The organism is Paenibacillus sp. FSL H7-0714, assembly GCF_038003765.1.
Classification (GTDB): domain Bacteria; phylum Bacillota; class Bacilli; order Paenibacillales; family Paenibacillaceae; genus Paenibacillus_AQ.
Window position 1 is genome coordinate 5,968,692 of record NZ_JBBOPT010000001.1, and the last position, 18,552, is coordinate 5,987,243.

At 47.3% G+C, this 18,552-nt stretch carries 8 protein-coding genes; 2 read left to right on the forward strand and 6 right to left on the reverse strand.

Annotated elements, in window-relative coordinates:
• Positions 1-165: 165 nt before the first annotated feature.
• From NST34_RS26805 to NST34_RS26825, 5 genes are all read right to left on the reverse strand, one after another.
• Positions 166-897, reverse strand: coding sequence for a sugar phosphate nucleotidyltransferase (locus NST34_RS26805; protein WP_042191506.1), 732 nt, complete (start codon positions 895-897; stop codon positions 166-168).
• A 47-nt stretch (positions 898-944) separates the two neighbouring features.
• Positions 945-1,682, reverse strand: coding sequence for a glycosyltransferase family 2 protein (locus tag NST34_RS26810; protein ID WP_042191509.1), 738 nt, complete (start codon positions 1,680-1,682; stop codon positions 945-947).
• Positions 1,679-2,662 carry a glycosyltransferase family 2 protein gene (locus tag NST34_RS26815; protein WP_143764120.1) on the reverse strand — a complete coding sequence of 328 codons (984 nt, stop codon included), beginning with the start codon at positions 2,660-2,662 and terminating at the stop codon, positions 1,679-1,681. The genes NST34_RS26810 and NST34_RS26815 overlap by 4 nt, the downstream gene beginning before the upstream one ends.
• Positions 2,659-3,501, reverse strand: a complete 843-nt coding sequence (locus tag NST34_RS26820; protein ID WP_341129119.1) for a glycosyltransferase family 2 protein — start codon at positions 3,499-3,501, stop codon at positions 2,659-2,661. Before NST34_RS26820 ends, NST34_RS26815 begins: the two co-directional genes overlap by 4 nt.
• A 207-nt stretch (positions 3,502-3,708) precedes the next feature.
• Positions 3,709-9,114, reverse strand: a complete 5,406-nt coding sequence (locus NST34_RS26825; RefSeq protein WP_341129120.1) for a WIAG-tail domain — start codon at positions 9,112-9,114, stop codon at positions 3,709-3,711.
• Positions 9,115-9,353: 239 nt separating this feature from the next.
• Here NST34_RS26825 and NST34_RS26830 point away from each other — a divergent pair, with 239 nt between their 5' ends.
• Together NST34_RS26830 and asd are read left to right on the forward strand one after the other, a co-directional pair.
• Positions 9,354-10,448 (forward strand): YheC/YheD family endospore coat-associated protein, encoded by a 1,095-nt coding sequence (locus tag NST34_RS26830; protein WP_076285226.1) that lies wholly within the window; start codon positions 9,354-9,356, stop codon positions 10,446-10,448.
• A gap of 86 nt (positions 10,449-10,534) precedes the next feature.
• Positions 10,535-11,326, forward strand: a complete 792-nt coding sequence (asd, locus tag NST34_RS26835; protein WP_042191516.1) for an archaetidylserine decarboxylase — start codon at positions 10,535-10,537, stop codon at positions 11,324-11,326.
• Positions 11,327-11,399: 73 nt separating this feature from the next.
• On the opposite strand, the gene NST34_RS26840 is transcribed toward asd, so the two are convergent.
• Positions 11,400-18,236 (reverse strand): glycoside hydrolase family 3 N-terminal domain-containing protein, encoded by a 6,837-nt coding sequence (locus NST34_RS26840; protein ID WP_341129121.1) that lies wholly within the window; start codon positions 18,234-18,236, stop codon positions 11,400-11,402.
• Between the last annotated feature and the right edge of the window lie 316 nt (positions 18,237-18,552).

Here is an 18,552-nt window from a genome sequence, read left to right on the forward strand (position 1 = left end):
CGTCCGGACTGCTGCGCCAATCAAGAAAAAACGGGAGCCGTCCATAAGGACGACCCCCGTTTCTCGTAGAAATATAAGCAAAGTATGGTGAAAGATATACTTTCTTATAGTTTATAAAAAAGGAGTGCCCGACCAAGGCCGGCCACTCCACGTTACCGCTGCCACTTATGGCAGTGCATCCTTCAGCTTCTCTCCCGCCTCCCGCAGAGACTGGAACGTCCCCGCATCGCTCCACCAATCCTTGAGAACATCATAGCTGAGCCTGCGGTTAGCAGCATATATATTATTTACATCGGTAATCTCCAGCTCCCCCCTCTTGGAAGGGGATACTTGGCGGATGATGTCAAACACAGCTTCATCGTACATATAAATACCTGTTACGCAAAATTTGGTCTTGGGATGCTCAGGTTTCTCTTCGATATAAGCAATCCATGCAGAATCTTGACTATCGAACACGGGAACACCGTATCTACGTGCGTCGTCCACCGGCTTCAGCAATACCTTGGCTGTACCTTCAGGCTGCCGGAGATAGCTCTCCACGTAAGGCGTCAGATCATCCATAAACAGATTATCACCAAGCAATACGACAAACCGTTCCCCAGGGAAAATGAATCCTTCTGCTAAATCGAGAGCCTCTGCAATGCCTCCAGCAGCTTCCTGAATCTTATAAGTCAGAGATACACCAAATGCTGCACCGCTGCCTAAAAAATCCGTATACAGACCAGCAGATTGCTTGCTGATGACCAGAAGAATGTCGGTAATCCCTCCCCGGCGAAGCCGATCTATGCCGTAACAGACCATAGGATATTTGCCGACCGGAAGCAAATGTTTGTTCATAAGCCGGGTCAGCGGTTGAAGTCTGGATCCTGTTCCGCCCGCCAGTATGACTCCTTTCACTTACTTTCCTCCTCTTTATCTAAGTCCTTTGCCTTCGGATCTGCACTTTATATGAAACTCGTTGGATCCACATTCCATTTGTTCATAAAGAGCTTACGATTTCGTTCCACCAGCTCCTGTAGCCCGGTGTGGTATACCTGCTTGAAGCTCGCACTTCCTTCATGGTGTACAAGGCAATCCCCTGCGATGAGCAATCGGTATCCCTTTAGCCTGGCGCGATAACAATAGTCATCATCCTCGTAATGTCCAGGTGAGTATCTCTCATCCAACAGACCTACGGAAGTAAGTAGCTCTCTTTTGAATAAAAAACATAATCCTACCAAACGTTTAGTCTCCAACCATTTTTGAGGATTGGAACGGTTAGTTATCTCTGCAGCCTTATGAAAATCTAACAGACTTTCATAATCAGTCTTCACCTGTTGACGTCCACTCGCATAGTTTGTCACTGGCCCAACAATACCAACTTCAGGAGCACTATATAGCGATCTCTTCAGATTAGTTAACCATCTATGGGAAACCACCACATCATTATTCAGCAGTAACAATTCATCCCCTGATGCTAGCAGTAGACCCAAATTGCAGGCGGATGGAAAGCCTCGATTCTCAGGCAATGAAATAAACGTTATACGATTCGCGCGGCAATAGGCATCCGTTCCATCTGATGAAGCATTATCTACAACGATGATCTCGTAAGGCAGTGGAGTATAAGCACGTATCGATTCCACACATGACCGCAGCAGTGGCAACGCGTTGTAGGTCGGAATAATAATACTAGTCATCGTCATATCCGGTTCCTCCAAGCGGCTACTTGTCTGCGGTATTCACGCTGCGTTTCGCTATTAAGTAGGCCCCCATCATCTCGACGGGAAAGCACCTCAAGGAGAGCCTCTGCGTGATCCCCTATGATCAGTTTCTCCACAGCATTTCCAGCGCCTATGTTCGCTTGACGCAGCCGATTATGCTTAATCACATTCACCGTTCCAACTTTCTCCACCCTTAGCTTCTCTAATACAGAACGAGCTTGGGCTTTAGGAGGAACTATTAATTCACGGTAGCCTATAGTCTCAAGTGCTCTCCGGGAAAGCGCGTGAGGGACAGCCGTCATAGAGCTAACTCCGAGATCGTACCGTCCAAGAGCATAATTCAGAAACAGCTTGCTGCGAGTAACATCATCGCATAATCCAAAAGAAGGCATCAGTGGATCCAAATCATTAAGAGCCACGTCAATTCCACCATCTACAGCAGCTGTGAATAATCCGAGCTGAGATGCAGGGATAACCATATCTCCGTCCAGGAAGAGCAGAATATCTCCTCGACTCAACTTCGCACCAATAGCCCGCCCTACATCATGTCCAACTGACTCCGGACAATGCACAACTATTGCTTGACGATGTTGTCTGGAAATGGGAAAGCTGCTATCGCTGCAACCGTTAAGCACGACGATAATTTCAGTAGGTCCCAGCCGCGATACCTGTTGCAGCAGACGTCCCAAGGTCTGCTCCTCGTTACGCGCGGAGATAATAACTGACAAGGTCCCACGTAAGCTCGGTAAATTCAGCACCTCACGACCTACCTTGGATTGCCGAGACAGAATCGGTGGCCGAGCGGTAGGGATGCCTCTTTTTACCGAACGATTCGCTACCCTTTGGCGGGGTGCCAGTGTTGTTTTGGCCTGACTAGATGCTGAACGTTTCTTTACCGTACGAGTTGCTGTTCCTCGTCGAACGGCAGAGCTACCAGACACTTGTAACAGAGCAACCATCATCTCACCATCTCTCTGCGCCGGGTTCCGTCGGTGAACCCCGCCCTGTTTCCCCGGTGTTCAAGCAAGAGGGATACAGCCTCCATATGATCTGCTGTAATCAACTGCTGCAAAGGATCTGTGCCATCTTCCTTACGTCTGACCGCATTCAGTTTCCCTACATGCACTTTGTGAGCAGCTACCACACGTAAACCACTCAGAACTGCCTGAGCATGTGCCAGAGGGGGACGAGATAATGATTGACTCCCTAAGATTTCAAGCGCTCTTCGGCTGATTGCGTGCGGAACCGCCGTCATCGAACATCCTTTTAGATCTGGACGGCCAAGTAAAATATTAAGTGCATGTTTGGACAGCACCACCGGATGGGGCGAAAGTCTCCTTACCGGTCCGGAATAATCATTAAGCGCTATGTCTGCGCCACCACTAATGGCGGTGACGAAAGGACGTAGCCCCGAGGCAGGAATCACTAAATCTCCATCGGTAAACAAGAGAACCTCTCCCTTAGCTACCCCTGCTCCGACACTGCGACCAGCGTCGTGTCCCAGCGGCAACTCATAGGAAATAACATGCGCACCAAGCGAAAGGGCAATTTCTGCCGTTTGATCGGCTGATCCGTTGACGATTACAATAACCTCGCAGCGCGGATGGACCCTTCTAGCTCCGGATATCACTCCCGCAATGGTCTTCGCTTCGTTCATGGCAGGAATAATAACAGAAACATAGGGATTTGGATGGTTAACGATAGGGATTGCGGCGACTTGCCGCACTGGGCGTGAAGTCCGCCGTTTGATCCGAGAGACCCGCCGTCCCGTGCGGCGGGCAGAAGTACGTTTGGGCTTCATGCTCATCCACCTTCCTTACAGAGCCTATTCGTCAGGCTGAGGGTTACATCACAGTTTATGTACTACGCCGAACAGGGTAACGGCCTTTGTCTCCTGTCATGTGGAAAACAGGACAAATGTACTCACCCTCTTAATTGCTAGGAGGACAACACAACAAAAAGCGCAGCCATCGGCTGCGCTTAGCATTTTGTACATCATCATTGCGAATTAATCAAACACACGATCATCCACTGCCGGTCTGGCTAATGGAGCGCCGATAGCAATCCAAGAGATGACCCCATAGAAATGCGGAGTTTCGCGCAGTCGCACCACTTGTATCACTGCATCTCCATTGGCTCTGCTCTTTAAGGAAGCATAGAAGTAAGGTTGATTCGTCATGGCGACGAGCACATAACCGGTATGACCAAAGTTCTCATCGAACGATACGGTCACTTCCACACTCTCAGCATCCCCATTGAACATGAATGCTGTCATTCCAAACTGCTGAAGCGCTTCTCGCTTACCTGCAGTCTGAATCGGACTGAAGGATAGATGCTCAGCATTTACAGAACTCGGTGCCAAATGGAACCCATTTACTGCGCCGGGGGCAATATGATAATCTTGAACGCTCTCTTCCTCTAGATGACGCGCTTGAATAGAAAATGAAGAGATCTTCGAAGCAACCACCGCTTCGTCCTGAAGCTCTTTCGTGCCTACACTACCCTCAATCAGATGAACGGAATCAATACTGTCTGCCTTCAGCTTGGCTCCATCGATGCTTGCATCCGGAAGCAGCGCTGAGGTGCGAGTTTCATCTGCGAGATGCTCCAATTTGATGATACCAGGCTGCAAGTGCCGATCCTCTACGATTTTGTCAGCCAGATGCTCTCCGTACACACTCCACGACTGCAAATGTAAAGCATTCACTGAGCCTTCGGCTAACTTTTCTTCAGTAATACTGCCTTGCGGCAATAGATCGGAACTGCGGACCTCTTCTGACAAATGCTTCAAGGTGATGCTGTCTGATCGAATGTGATGACCATCCACCGCTTCCTCTACCAAATGCCCACCAAAGACGCTACCTGGGGCCAAATGGAATGATTGGATAGTTCCGCCTTCAATCTTTCCACCTGTTATGCTGCCATCCGGCAACAGATCGGAGCTGTGCACCTCTTCTGACAGATGCTTCAAGGTGATACACCCAGATCGCAGATGACGGCTATCTATCGTATCCCCCGCTAAATGCCCCCCATACACGCTGCCTGGGGCCAGATGGAAAGCATGAATGGATCCACCCTCCAGCTTCTTACCAGGAATGCTACCATCTGGCAGCAGATCAGAACTACGAACCTCTTCTGACAGATGAGCCAGAGTAATCTCTCCGTGCCGGATATGACGGCCTTTTACTGTACTTGGACTCAGGTGACTTCCATTTACACTTCCAGGCACAAGATGATTTGAATCTACGGATGCTTTTGCCAACTTCTCTCCGGTAAGGCTGCCGTCCGGCAGCAGATCAGAACTACGAACCTCTTCTGACAGATGAGCTAGGGTAATTTCACCGTATGCGATATGACGTCCTTCTACTGTACCTGGGCTCAGATGACTACCATCCACACTTTCTGGTACAAGATGAACTGAATCTACGGATTCTTCTGCCAGCTTCTCACCCGTAATGCTACCATCTGGCAGGAAATCGGAGCTGCGTGTTTCTGGTGCTAGATGAGCCAGGGTAATCTCACCGTACCCGATATGACGTCGTTCTACTGCACCTGAGCTCAAATGACTGCCATCTACACTTCCTGGTGCCAGATGGTTTGAATCTACGGATTCTTCTGCTAGCTTCTCACCGGTAATGCTACCATCCGGCAGGAAATCGGAGCTGCGTGTTTCTGGTGCTAGATGAGCCAGGGTAATCTCACCGTACCCGATATGACGTCGTTCTACTGCACCTGAGCTCAAATGACTGCCATCTACACTTCCTGGTGCCAGATGGTTTGAATCTACGGATTCTTCTGCCAGCTTCTCACCGGTAATGCTGCCGTCCGGCAGTAATTCTGAGCTGCGTGTCTCTGGTGCTAGATGAGCCATTGTAATCTCACCATACCCGATATGATGGCCTTCTACTGCACCCGAACTCAGATGACTACTCCCTACACTTCCAGGTTCAAGATGAATAGAACTAACGGATTCTTCTGCCAGCTTCTCACCGGTAATGCTACCGTCCGGCAGCAATTCAGAGCTACGTGTTTCTTTTGCCAAATGAGCTAACGTAATCTCACCATTTCGGATATGACGGCCTTCCACTGCGTCTGGACTCAAATGACTGCCATCTACACTTCCTGGTACTAGATGATTTGAATCTACGGATTCTACTGCCAGCTTCTCACCGGTAATGCTACCGTCCGGCAGCAATTCAGAGCTACGTGTTTCTTTTGCCAAATGAGCTAACGTAATCTCACCATTTCGGATATGACGGCCTTCCACTGCGTACGGACTCAAATGACTGCCATCTACACTTCCTGGTATTAGATGATTTGAATCTACGGATTCTACTGCCAGCTTCTCACTGGTGATACTACCGTCGGGTAACAATTCAGAGCTGCGCGTTTCTTTTGCCAAATGATCTAACGTAATCTCACCATTTCGGATATGACGACCTTCCACTGCATCCGGACTCAGATGACTGCCATCCACACTTCCAGGTATTAAATGATTTGAATTTACAGATTCTCTCGCCAGCTTTTCTCTGGTAATACTGCCATCTGGAAGCAAGTCTGCGCTACGTGCATCTTTGGCTAGATGAGCTAAGGTGATTTCACCGTACCCGATATGGCGGCCTTCTACTGTATCCGGGCTCAGATGGCTGCCATTCACACTTCCAGGTATAAGATGATTTGAGTTCACAGATTCTTCCGCCAGCTTTTCTCGGGTAATACTGCCATCTGGGAGCAAGTCTGCGCTACGTGCATCTTTGGCTAGATGAGCTAAGGTGATTTCACTGTGCCCAATATGACGTCCCTTCACTGTATCCGAGCTCAGATGACTGCCATCTACGCTCCCGGCCATGAGATGAATAGAACCTACGGATTCCTCAGCGAGCTTCTCGCCGGTAATACTACCGTTAGGCAGTAGCTCAGAGCTAAACGTTTCTTCTGCCAAATGAGCCAGTGTGATTTCACCATGCTGAATGTGACGACCTTCTACTGCACCCAGCCTCAGATGACTTCCGTCTACACTTGCGGGTACTAGATGAATAGAATCTACGGATTCTTCTGCGAGCTTCTCTCCGGTAACACTGCCTTCTGGCAGCAAGTCGGAACTACGTGCATCTTCGGCTAGATGAGCCAGCTTGATCTCACCATGCCCGATATGACGTCCTTCAATCGTATCCATACATAGATGGCTGCCGTCTACACTGCCCGGTGAAAGATGCTGGGAATCCACAGCCCCTTTGACCAGCTTAGACCCGCTAATGCTGCCCTCCTGTATTTGAATCGAAGAGATGGAATTAGGAATGATATGACCATTTCCGATGGACAACGGCCGGATATGCGCCCCGCCGATACTTCCCGGATTCATATGTCTGCTCTGAACCGCACTATCGCTAATGGATTTTGAATGAACTGCATTCACAGATAAATGCTCTGCCTGAACTGCCGACACTGCTAATTTACTGGAATCCACACTTCCATCAGCAAGTTTAGCCGATGTGACCGATAAATCACTAATCTTATCCGTCGATACACTTTCCGGGGACAGCTTTAACGATGTCACCACATGATCTGCCAGATGATGTGGCTGCACTGCCCCAGCGGCCAAATGAATCTCTCTCACCGCAGCAGAAGCCAGCTTATCTCCCGAAACCGAGCCGGACTGAATCGCAGCAGTAGTCACACTATTTTCTCCGAGATGTCTCCGTTCCACAGCTCCAGTGGCAAGATGATCTTTATCCACTACAGCATCCTGCAAGGCACGACCGCTCACGCTGGCATCTGCTAGATGTTTCTCCTCCACTGCACAAAAAGCAATATGCTCGCCACTTACCACTTCACGAGCAATCGTGCTTCCAATCACCGATCCTGCTGCTAGTTTAGCCGAGCTCACCACTCCGTCCGCTAACTTGGCGGAAGTAACGCTCTGTGGACGCAGGTGCTCCGCACCCACAGACTCTGAAGCCAGCTTTTCTCCAGTAACAGCACCAGAGGATAGATGTTCAGTATGAACAGCTTCATCCATAAGCTGCTCCGAGCCTACCGCTTCCGAAGCTAAATGGGAGTGGTTCACAGCCTCACGTTCCAGATGATTAGAGGAAACAGCTTGCATAGCAATTTGCGGTCCGCGTATGGCGGATTTGGCAATATGTCTGGTGGTTACAGCTTCATCTGCTAGCTTATGTGCGAGTATGCTTTGATCAGCGATTTTCGATGAGGTGACCGCTTGCTCAACCAGCTGTGCAGTACCTACCGCACCCTCTGTTAGCTTTAAAAAGGAGATACTTCGGTCAGCTAGATGGCGACTCGTTATTTCCCCGTCGCTGATATGGGAACCGTGTACGCTTTCTGCACTTAGATGGATGCTTCTCACTACTTCTGCACCTAGCTGCTTGGAACCAATAGCACCATCCGCTACATGTGCGCCTTCGATTACACCCGACTGGAGCTGCTCCTTGCCGATCAGCTTGCTGGCAAGCTGCCCTGGTCCGATCGCTCCCGGAGCCAAATGTCTAGCGGTTATCAAAGCATCGCTAAGATGGCGACCCTCAATCACAGCATCAGCCAGTTTGGAGCTGCTGATTTCACCATCGGCTATTATATCGCCAGATACCGCTGCATCAGCTAGCTTGGAACGGTCAATACTCCCGTTTGCGATGTGGCGGCCTGTGATGCTGCTGCTTCCTATTTTCTCACCAGTAACCGCTCCATCTTCCAGTAGATCAGCCGTAATAATCAGATCGCTCAAATGACGGCTCTCAATTGATTTATCCGCAATTTGACCGCCGCCGATAATCCGATCAGCCAGCTTCTCTGGACTAATACTACCGTTCTTCAGCTTCTCTCCACTGATGGAATGATCCAGCAGTTTACCGCCACTTACGCTTCCTTCAGCTAAATGTTCACCCACAATGGATTCAGGCGCGATTTTCGAAGAAGTAACTGCCTTGTCCGCGATATTGATGCTCTGTACAGCGTAATCTTGCAACCATGGTGTACCAATAATGCCGAACTTCAGCTTAGAACCGTCAATGGTACGTGGAGCGATTTTAGCTCCTGTAACTGCTGCATCCGATAGATCATCTGTATAAACGGGCTGGAACCGCTCTTTTTCAGGAGCGAACCAAATCGTCTCAGGAAGATTATCCGCCTGTTTCTGAAGCTGCTCTTCCACTATAGGCTCTGGCTCTGGTTGCAGAACTGGTACGGAAATTGATTCCTCTTGAACGACTTCAGCGATTGCTCCTCCACTTACCTGAACATCAGCGAGCTCTGCTTTACTGACTCCGTCATTGCTGCTCCCCGAATCCTTAGAACTGCCTTTGCTTTCCAGCATGCTCAGTTCCTTTATATTGGGATTATCTACATAGTAGAGTCGTTTTTGTGGACTGCGCGGCTGCTTTTTTTTGGAACCCCTCACAAGCAGTCTCCTCCTTCCATCTATTGTTTCTCCTAGGCATCATATGCAGCGGTATGGGCTGATGACACCCTTTTGCGATAAGCCCTTAATAAGATTCTGATGAAATTTATACTTTCTTATATTTAAAAAAAGGCTTCTGCCGCCGCGCATTCGTCCACCCTGACATGCGGGTACAAACATACAATGACAAGAGTAGTAAAAGCGGGAATCACGTGACCGAAGAAACAGGAGGAACAAACATGGGGCATAAGCTCGTTGGAATACTACTAAATGCCGATATGCACCGGGGCGTTCCCCGGCTAAAAACAGGACAGGAGTCTCTATCCAACTATGAAGAGGCGGCCGCTGCATACGGCCTAGTTCCCTGCTTTCTGAAGCTCGCGGACATCGATACAGACTCAGGCTTCAGCGCCGCCTATATAAAGGGATCTCATGGATATAAAAGCGTAGTAGTTTCTACGCCAACTGTCATCCATAACCGGGCCATATACAGCCAGAATAGCCCAGGAATGCAACGTCTGCTACGGCACCATCCTTTGGTGTACAATACTTGCAATCGATACGGCAAGGATGAGATCCATGAACTGCTTGAGCAGCATGAAGAGCTGCGTGAGGTTTTACCAGCAACAACTGGCGTATCTGGACTCAAACAAATGATGAATCGTTACCCCGATCTTATTCTTAAACCTTGCCGTGGAAGCATTGGGAATGGGGTCATGCGACTGGTTCGTAAAGGGCCTCAGCGCTGGAGCTTAAATTATCTCTCCCCCTCCATGCGGCGCTGGATAAGCACTCCTGTATATCAGGGGGCGCTGCCAAAAATGCTCCGGGCACGCCTTGCCTCTGTCCCTTATCTCGTGCAGGAGCGTATTCCCCTTGCTGAGATTGGAGGACGTCCCTTTGATTTACGCGTCACCGTTCAACGTGGCTGGGGAGGCGATTGGCAGGTTACCGGTCTCTTTGCTAAACTAGCACCCCCTGGGGGGTTTGTCTCTAATATAGCCCGTGGAGGAGAAGCGTTAAGCTCTTCCTTTGCGCTGGAAAAAGCCTTCTCTAGAGGAATAGCGGCCCATATCCGTATGGCTGTCGAAACACTTAGCCTTGTTATAGCTCGTTGTCTCGAACAAGACCTTCCAGGGCTGGCCGATATCGGACTGGATATAGGCATTACAAAGGATGGTCGCATCTTCTTCATAGAATGCAATGGCCGCGACCAACGCTATGGATTTCACAAAGCCGGCCTTACGGAGATTTGGAAGGAGAGTTACCGAAGACCTATGGGATACGCACGTTTTTTACTAGAAAAGAACAGCCTCATATATAACAGTTATTGATTTGTCTCCTATTCTATGTCAATATAATGCAGAGCAGAAGGCGGCCACATACGACCGTACTGCTGTATTATGGAAGGGAGATGGGCATGGTAAAACAATTGCTGCGGCTAATGACCGAGCTATCCTCGCACCGATGGCTTTCACGGTTAATGGGGTCTTTTTCTCATAGTAGACTCAGCCGTTTTCTAATCCCGGTATTTATTAAGACTTATCAAATCCCCTCCGCCCAAGCGGAGAAGAATCCTGGAGAATATCTCACTCTTAATGAGTTTTTCAGCCGCCGGCTGAAGCCTGGCATGCGGCCTATTGCAACCGATGCTGACGCTTTAGTTAGTCCCGTAGATGCAATGATTACTGCTATGGGTGACATTTCCTCTGGTACGATTATGAATGTAAAAGGGCAGGATTATAAGATCGAGGATCTACTGAATCATTCTCCGCATCTGGAGCTATACAAGAGAGGTTTTTTCTTCGTCCTTTATCTAAGTCCTACGGATTATCACCGGATTCACTCTCCCCTTACTGGACATAAGGTTGAGAGTGATCATATTCGTGGACGAGCCTATCCTGTCAACGATTTCGGCATGCGACATATGAAGGGCGTACTGAATCGCAATGAACGTCTTATCACGTATATCGCCGGAGACTACGGAGAAACAGCAGTAGTAAAGGTAGGCGCGATGAACGTCAGCAGCATCGGGTATACGGATGCTAACGCTACCGAGTGGCAAATCGGCGATGATCTAGCCTATTTCGAGTTCGGCTCTACTGTAGTACTACTTATGGAGAGCGGTACTTTTACCCCGAGACCCAAGCTTGAGGTCAACACGAAGGTAAAGATGGGGGAATTGCTAGGGACGCTACATCGGCCGCTTTAGTAAAGCTATAATATAACAAAATAAGGGTATCCCTAACCGATTAAAAATCGGCGCCGGGATACCCTTGTTTTGTTTATTTCACTTTAGAGCTTGTTACGCTAGCATAGTAATCCAGTACATTGTTGATGATCACAGCTGCTTCAGCTCTTGAGGCCGAAGCTGTCGGATCCATTTTTCCACCGCTGCCTCCATTTACAATACCAAGATCTTTGAAGGCATAGACCGCTTCTTTAGCATAACCCGCAATAGAAGCATCATCTGGGAAGTCATGGTTAGTCGCTTGCGGCAATTCAACATTCAGTCTCTTCAATGCATTGAATAGAATTACACACAGGTCCTGACGGCTAATGCTGCTATTAGGAGCAAACATGCCATTACCGATACCATTGATCAGTTGATTAGAAGTCCCAATCTCAACATAGTTTTTATACCAAGCATCTTTCAGAACGTCAGTAAACTGCTTTTGATTCTCGCCCATGCTGAAGTTGAAGCTTTTTACTACCATGGCAACAAACTCGGCACGGTTTACCTTCCCACTTGGATCAAAGCTTCCGTCTGTGCGTCCGCCGATAATATTTCTCTCCACCAGCGCTGCAATCGCAGATTCTGCCCAGCTAGGAATTAGAGTAGCATCTTTAAACTTATTCTTAAGCTCTTGTCTGATTAGCTCCGGTGTCTTCGTTTTTCCATCTGTTATCGGAGACTGAGGCTGCTGTTCTCCAGGTTTTACGACTTCTCCAGGAATCGATGGTACTGAAGGTTCCGCTGGGGTAGTCGGTGTTGGTGTACTTGGTTGACCACCAGCTCCACCGCTGTAAGGTTTAACGATCACAGAGATCTGTACCTTCAGGCCAAGTGGATTAGCTATACCCTCAGGGAAGACAAGATCCCCCTTGATGGTGTACGTTCCTTCCGTATTACCGTTATAGCCTTCCTTGTTCCACTGAACAGAAACGACCTTATTCATCCCGGTATTCAGGGTTACTGATACTGAAGCTGGTAGCTCCAGTGCGTCAAAACTGGTACCATAAGCAACACTTTTACTTGCTAGTGCTTGCACTGCCGTGATTTCCGGTATCGTAATGACCTCCGGCAGTACTTCGATCGTAATGGATGCCTTCAGGTCTTTGGGATTGCTGACACCTTCCAGAGGTACTAGCGCTCCTTTCAGGATATAAGCTCCTTGCTTATCGCTATTGTAACCTTCACTATTCCAATCGATGGATATCGCCTTTGTCTCACCGTTGTTCAAAGTAGCTATGACCGATGATGGTAGCTTCAATCCATTAAATGGAGTGCCGAATGGAACGCTCTTACTTTCCAAATCCTGCACTGTGACAATCTCAGCGACACGAATCACTTCGGGCATTACCTGAATGGTGATGGAAGCTTTCAGATCATTAGGGTTGATCATTCCTTCTTCTAATACCATAGTACCGCTCAGCACGTATGATCCTTCCACATTGCCGTTATAACCAGCAGGGCTCCATTTAACAACAAGTTCCTTCTGCTCATAGGTATCAAGCGTTACTGTAGCTGAAGACGGCAATTCCAACTTATCAAAAGCGGTGCCAAATTCAACATTTTTGCCCTCCAGCTTCTCAACTTTAGTAATCTGGATAGGTTTAGTGCCTTCTGGCAATACAACCACTGTAATAGAAACAGTTTGATGGGTACTATTCAATACCCCCTCAGGAAGCTCAAAGCTACCTGCCAGCGTATAACTCCCCGCTTTTCCACCGTTGAAATCTTTACTATCCCATTGTACAGGCAAGTGAATTACCCTTTTGTTGCCCAATGTAGCTTCCACTGTAGCTGGTAAATTCAATTCTCCTGCAGCAGTTCCGAACGGCACACTCAGCAGTTGCGGCTGAACAATCGATATAATTTCTTTAGCATGGGTATCTTCTGTCCATTTGGCATAATACACCGTGCTTATGTTCATTACCGTTTCTACGGTTAATGCATTACCAGTCCCTTCTTTATTATCAAACCAGCCAGCAAAAATGTAGCCTTCACGTTCCGGTACCCGAGGTAAGGTGCTTAATGCTTCACCTTTAAATGCGGTTACTTTGGTAGGAGCCGGTGAGTCCAGATAATTCTGATCGAACGTGACTTCAATCGGATCAGCATAAATGAGTTCAACATATTGTAAATTTGCATTTAATCCGTTAAAAATCATATACACATTTTGTTTTCCAGTCACTTTGGTTCTGTCTAGGAAGGTTTCCGCTGTCAAATAATGATCAATGTAAGAATTTCCAGGCGTTTGTTTAGTGCTTGCCATTCCATAATTCCCCCAAGCAGCGCCTGCTTTCTGAGCAAAACTAATGCTTGCAAATTCATTACCAAGTTCAAAAGAACCTCCGCCGCTGTAAGCATCAGCGTATGCTCTTCCTTGTGTAGTAGCTCTTTTAACTGGTTTACCCGTATTGTCAGCCTCTGTATAGAATTTAAAAGATGGAGACGATCCGCCTTCACGGGCATACTGCACTCTTACTTCCACAAGATTAGTTAAGTCAACCTGACCGAAATAAACAAGGTCATTAGAATTGACATAACTCATGGCGTCCGTACCACTTTCGAATCTGAACTGGGTATTCGTTGCATAAATCCATGGTGCATTATAAGGATAGATTCTAATACCGTTCTCTACTTTCAGCGTTTCTCTCGGAGCAATATTGATTGGCATAGACGATATGCTCAAATCTGTTATAGCCGCTTTCAAGGAAGCTATGGCTTCTGCAACAACCTCGTCGTTAATCGGCTCAGCAAGAACAGCCTTAACCTCATCCAGCACAGCGTTGAATTTGAGCTTTTTGTAAGCTGTGTATGCATTCATATCGATATTTTGAGCAGCCTTGATATCCGCATCTAACACCGATGTGTCTACATTGTCCTGCTTCAGCTGGAAGGTTAGCCAGTTCAGGTCAATACCAGCACTCTCAAATACAATTCTAAGGGTATGCTCGCCCGCCGACAGCTGAATATCAGGAATTCTAAAGGTTTTCCATACCCCTTTAGTCGTGGTGAGGTCGAAGGTACCCAGTAGCTTATCGCCATCATAGATGCCAAAGGACATTTGGGCGACATCCGATTGGCTAGAGCGAATTCGTGATGTGACTTTGTACATGCCTTCTTTCTCTACATTTACCTTATAGGAGATGGCTTCTCCCTTACTTGTGTTGGTGTAGCATAATCCACCGTCTACGTCATTACTGCTTACTGGCGTGATTATCGGAGTAATGGAGGCAAATTCCGTCTCAGCTACCTTCAATTTAGTATTTTTCCCAATCTTCTTTACTGCCAAAGCTACATCACTGTTGATTCTGACATAATCAAAATCAACAACAAATGGATCTGTAAGATTCTGACTTCCATTAGATGCAAGTAATCCAAACTTCGGATTGGCATAATTCGCAGTTGTACTGCCAAGTGAAATATATTCCTTGCCGTCAGCGCTGACATAACCGGAATAGCTGTTGCCTATTTTTTTCAAACGTAAATACAGCTCTTTCTTTTCTCCAAAAATACTGGTGAGCTGACTGGCAGACAGTTGTCCGATGGTAACAGGCTCCGTACCTCCGGTTTCTTTGGTCATACCGATGATCTTGCCGCTACTGTATTCATACTTCACCCAGATATAGTTATTGTTATCCTGTGAAGCCGTGATGCCGACGCCGTTATAATTTTGATTTGGCGCTTTGCTCATATTAATTTTCACTGTTGCTTCCCAGTTGCCGAAGGCCTCCTGCTGGAAATAGTTCTTCAAATCTGCATGATCACTCCAGAAGTCGCCTCTTTCAGCGATGATTCTCAAATTGCCGAGAGCAGTGCTCAAAGACCAGTTTTTGTTGTTTTCTGTATTGGTAGCAGTCTCTTTATTAATCGTCCAGAAGTTGCTTAGATTTGTACTATCGAACTCATCGCTCTGTGGTGTCGTACCAAACTGTATCACATAGGAATTCGCCTGATCGGAGCTGATACATTTGATCGTCACTCTTTTATTGATGAGATCTACGTTGGCCGTCGCTTTTACACCATCATTCGTTTCAAACGTAACTTCAGGTAAAGTAGCCCCGTTACTGAGACCTACATCATAACTGAACCTAGTCTGTGCAAACCCCTCAAGCGGCTTACCATCAATAGAGATATTCTTTAAATAAGCATAGGTCGGATTCTCAAAAATCGGTTCCAAGCCTTCCTCCGAAGAGAAAATAACCTTGTAGATCCGTTTCTCTCCTCCGGCCGAAGCAGTAATTACAGCAGCCGGTCTATCTTTATCGGCTTGTCGTATACTTACGTCTACACCAGCTATCGCCGTAGCTTTGACTTCAGGATAGCTGCTAGTTTCAGTCGTTTCACCAAAGGCTTTATAGTCGAGTTTCAATGGATTAAATATTTTGATCTTTTTGCCGCCAACCGTAATATCAGAGAGCTGTGGATCTCCTGATTTGTCCGTATTCACCCGGAACCAATCTCTTCCCGGCGTATAATTGACCACATAATCAATCTTTGCCGTTCTTGCAAAGGCTGGAGATTTCATCAAAAAGCTCGTGATATTCTTGGCAGAACGCTGCAATTCTCCCAGGGTCAGACTGCCGTTAGCAAGCGATGTCATCGTATTAAAGGTACTGTTATTCCGATTCTTATGCGTTTCTGCATAATCGTTCGGAATTACCATGTAAAGGTCATTTTGGGCACGGACCATGGCTTTGCCGTTGGTTTCATCATAACGATTGGTAGTGGCATAGAAGCCCTGATCCTCACTCATCTTCGCCCACCAGTCTGTCATGACAATCCCGTCAAAGCCCCACTCTCCACGGAGGATGGTCGTATTCAGGTCATAGTTACTGGAGGCCCAAGTTCCGTTTACCGGACCATAGGACGTCATCACTGAACGCGCCTTTCCACTCTTTACTGCCATTTCATAACCTTTCAAATAAATCTCGCGAAGCGCTCTTTCAGAGACAAGTGCATTCACAAGATGTCTATCCGTTTCCTGATTGTTCGCTGCGAAATGCTTAATAGTAGGCGATGTACCGTTCTTCTGAAGACCTCTTGTCTGCGCAGCAGCCATGATACCTGTCAGTAACGGATCCTCTGAAAAATACTCAAAGTTTCTTCCGTTCAGGGGACTTCTGTGGATATTGATTCCCGGTCCAAGCAGCGTATCGATATTGTTAATCAGCATTTCTTTACCGAGAAGATCGAACAATCTTTCATTCAGCTCGGTGTTCCACGTACAGGCAAGCATCGTCCCGTTCGGGATACTGGTTGCCTTCTCTGCATTGGTCTCCATCCGGATTCCTGAAGGACCGTCGGCAGCACTGTCGATAGGGAGTCCGAATTTCAGCAGATTTTTAGTGACACCACCAAAAGCCGCAGCGGTTCCGGCAGTAACTTTGGGGCTGGACATCCCTTCCCCTAAAATAATGGCCCCCAGATCGTTGTTGGACAATTGTGCAATGAACTGATCCATAGTCACTTTCTGATTGTATACATCCAATAAGGTATAACCCTTGTCCCCAGTTTGTGGAATGGACGCAGGGAGATTTTGCTTGATTCTTTCATCCAAGTCGGTAGTCCGTGTCGGTACCTTTTCAGTGACAGTGGTAAAAGTACCATTTTCATTCGGTTGTCCTGGTTTGATACGATCAAATTCCTTAGTTGGCGCGAGCGCTTCCTGCAAGGTTTCTACAACCTTCAAAGCATTAAGGCTGTATACTCCATGCTTTTCGCTGTCACTTACACTGTTGCCTACGTAAATATTATAGTCACCAGCTTCTAGGACATAAGATGAATCATGACCTGTAATTCCACTGTCATCATATGAGGCCATATCTTTGGTGTCATACGTGATGGTGATCGACTGTGATTCCCCAGGCTGTAACAGCCGGGTCTTAGCAAAAGCAGCAAGCTCCTTGGCAGGCTTGCCAAGTTTACCTTGTGGTGCACCGTAATAAATCTGTACAACTTCTTTGCCTTCCACCTTACCTGTATTCTGAACAGTTACAGTCACTGCAACCTCATTCTCACCAGCGTTGACATTATCAGTCGTGATCTTGAATTTGGTATAGGACAGTCCGTACCCAAATGGATAGAGCACCTTATCCGGAGCAAAGGTTTCAAAATAGCGGTAGCCTACATAAATATCCTCACTATAAGAATTTTCAGTTTTGCTGCCAAAATGTGCAGTAGAAGGATAGTCAGCGAGTGTAGCTGCAATCGTATCGCTCAATTTTCCGCTTGGCGTAACATCTCCGGTCAGTACGTCGGCTACTGCGCTACCGCCTTCCATCCCCCCTTGCCATGTGTACAAAATAGCAGCTTTGGGATAGTTTTTAGCCCATGACATATCGATAACGTTGGCTACGTTCAATACGATGGCCACTCGGTCGAATTTGGCATAGACCCGGTTGAGCATGTCTACTTCAAGGTCTGTCAGCTTATAGGCACCCTTGACGTCCGTATTATCCTTATCTTCACCGGCTGTTCTGCCGATGATGACCACAGCTGTATCCGTTTTTGCTTTTGCTGCATCCACAATTTCATCGGTTAAAGGCATTTCTGCCTGTGACCACGGCTCTGCTGCCCAGCCACCACCGCCATTGTTGAAAGGATTCTTTTTGATCCAGTCGGCATAAACCTTCGCCAGATCTTCATTTAACTTGAGACTGGGATTGTTCCGAAGACCTTCCAGAATCCCATTCACATAATCTACTCTTACCGCACCGCCAGATCCTGTGCCTGACTTGTAATAATGCGCTTGTATGCGGCCAAATACCGATACATTTTCACTCATCTTGATAGGGAGCACTTGTTCATTCTCATTTACTTGTGATCCTGCTGGTTTATACTCCGGATTTTGCAGCAACACAATACCTTCAGCGGCCACTTCTCTGGACACATCCGCTAATCCCGGGAGAACCTTAGCCAAAACGGGAGAACTGGTACTAGGCGTTATGATTGAGGTTATCAGAATGCAGCAGAATAATATTTTAAGTAAGCGATTACAATTTTTCCTCATACTTATCACCATTCCTTTCGATTAAGGTACAGCTTAGGATAATGGGTCATCGTAAAGAGCGAGATTTCAATTAAAAATTTCTAATGCATAAACGTTCGCTTCATAAACCAATAGGATGATTTTACTTTCAGGAAGGAGTTATTCTCTAAGAGCGCTAGCCGCTGTGGAGTAAGGCTTATTCAAGCATCAAGTGTGT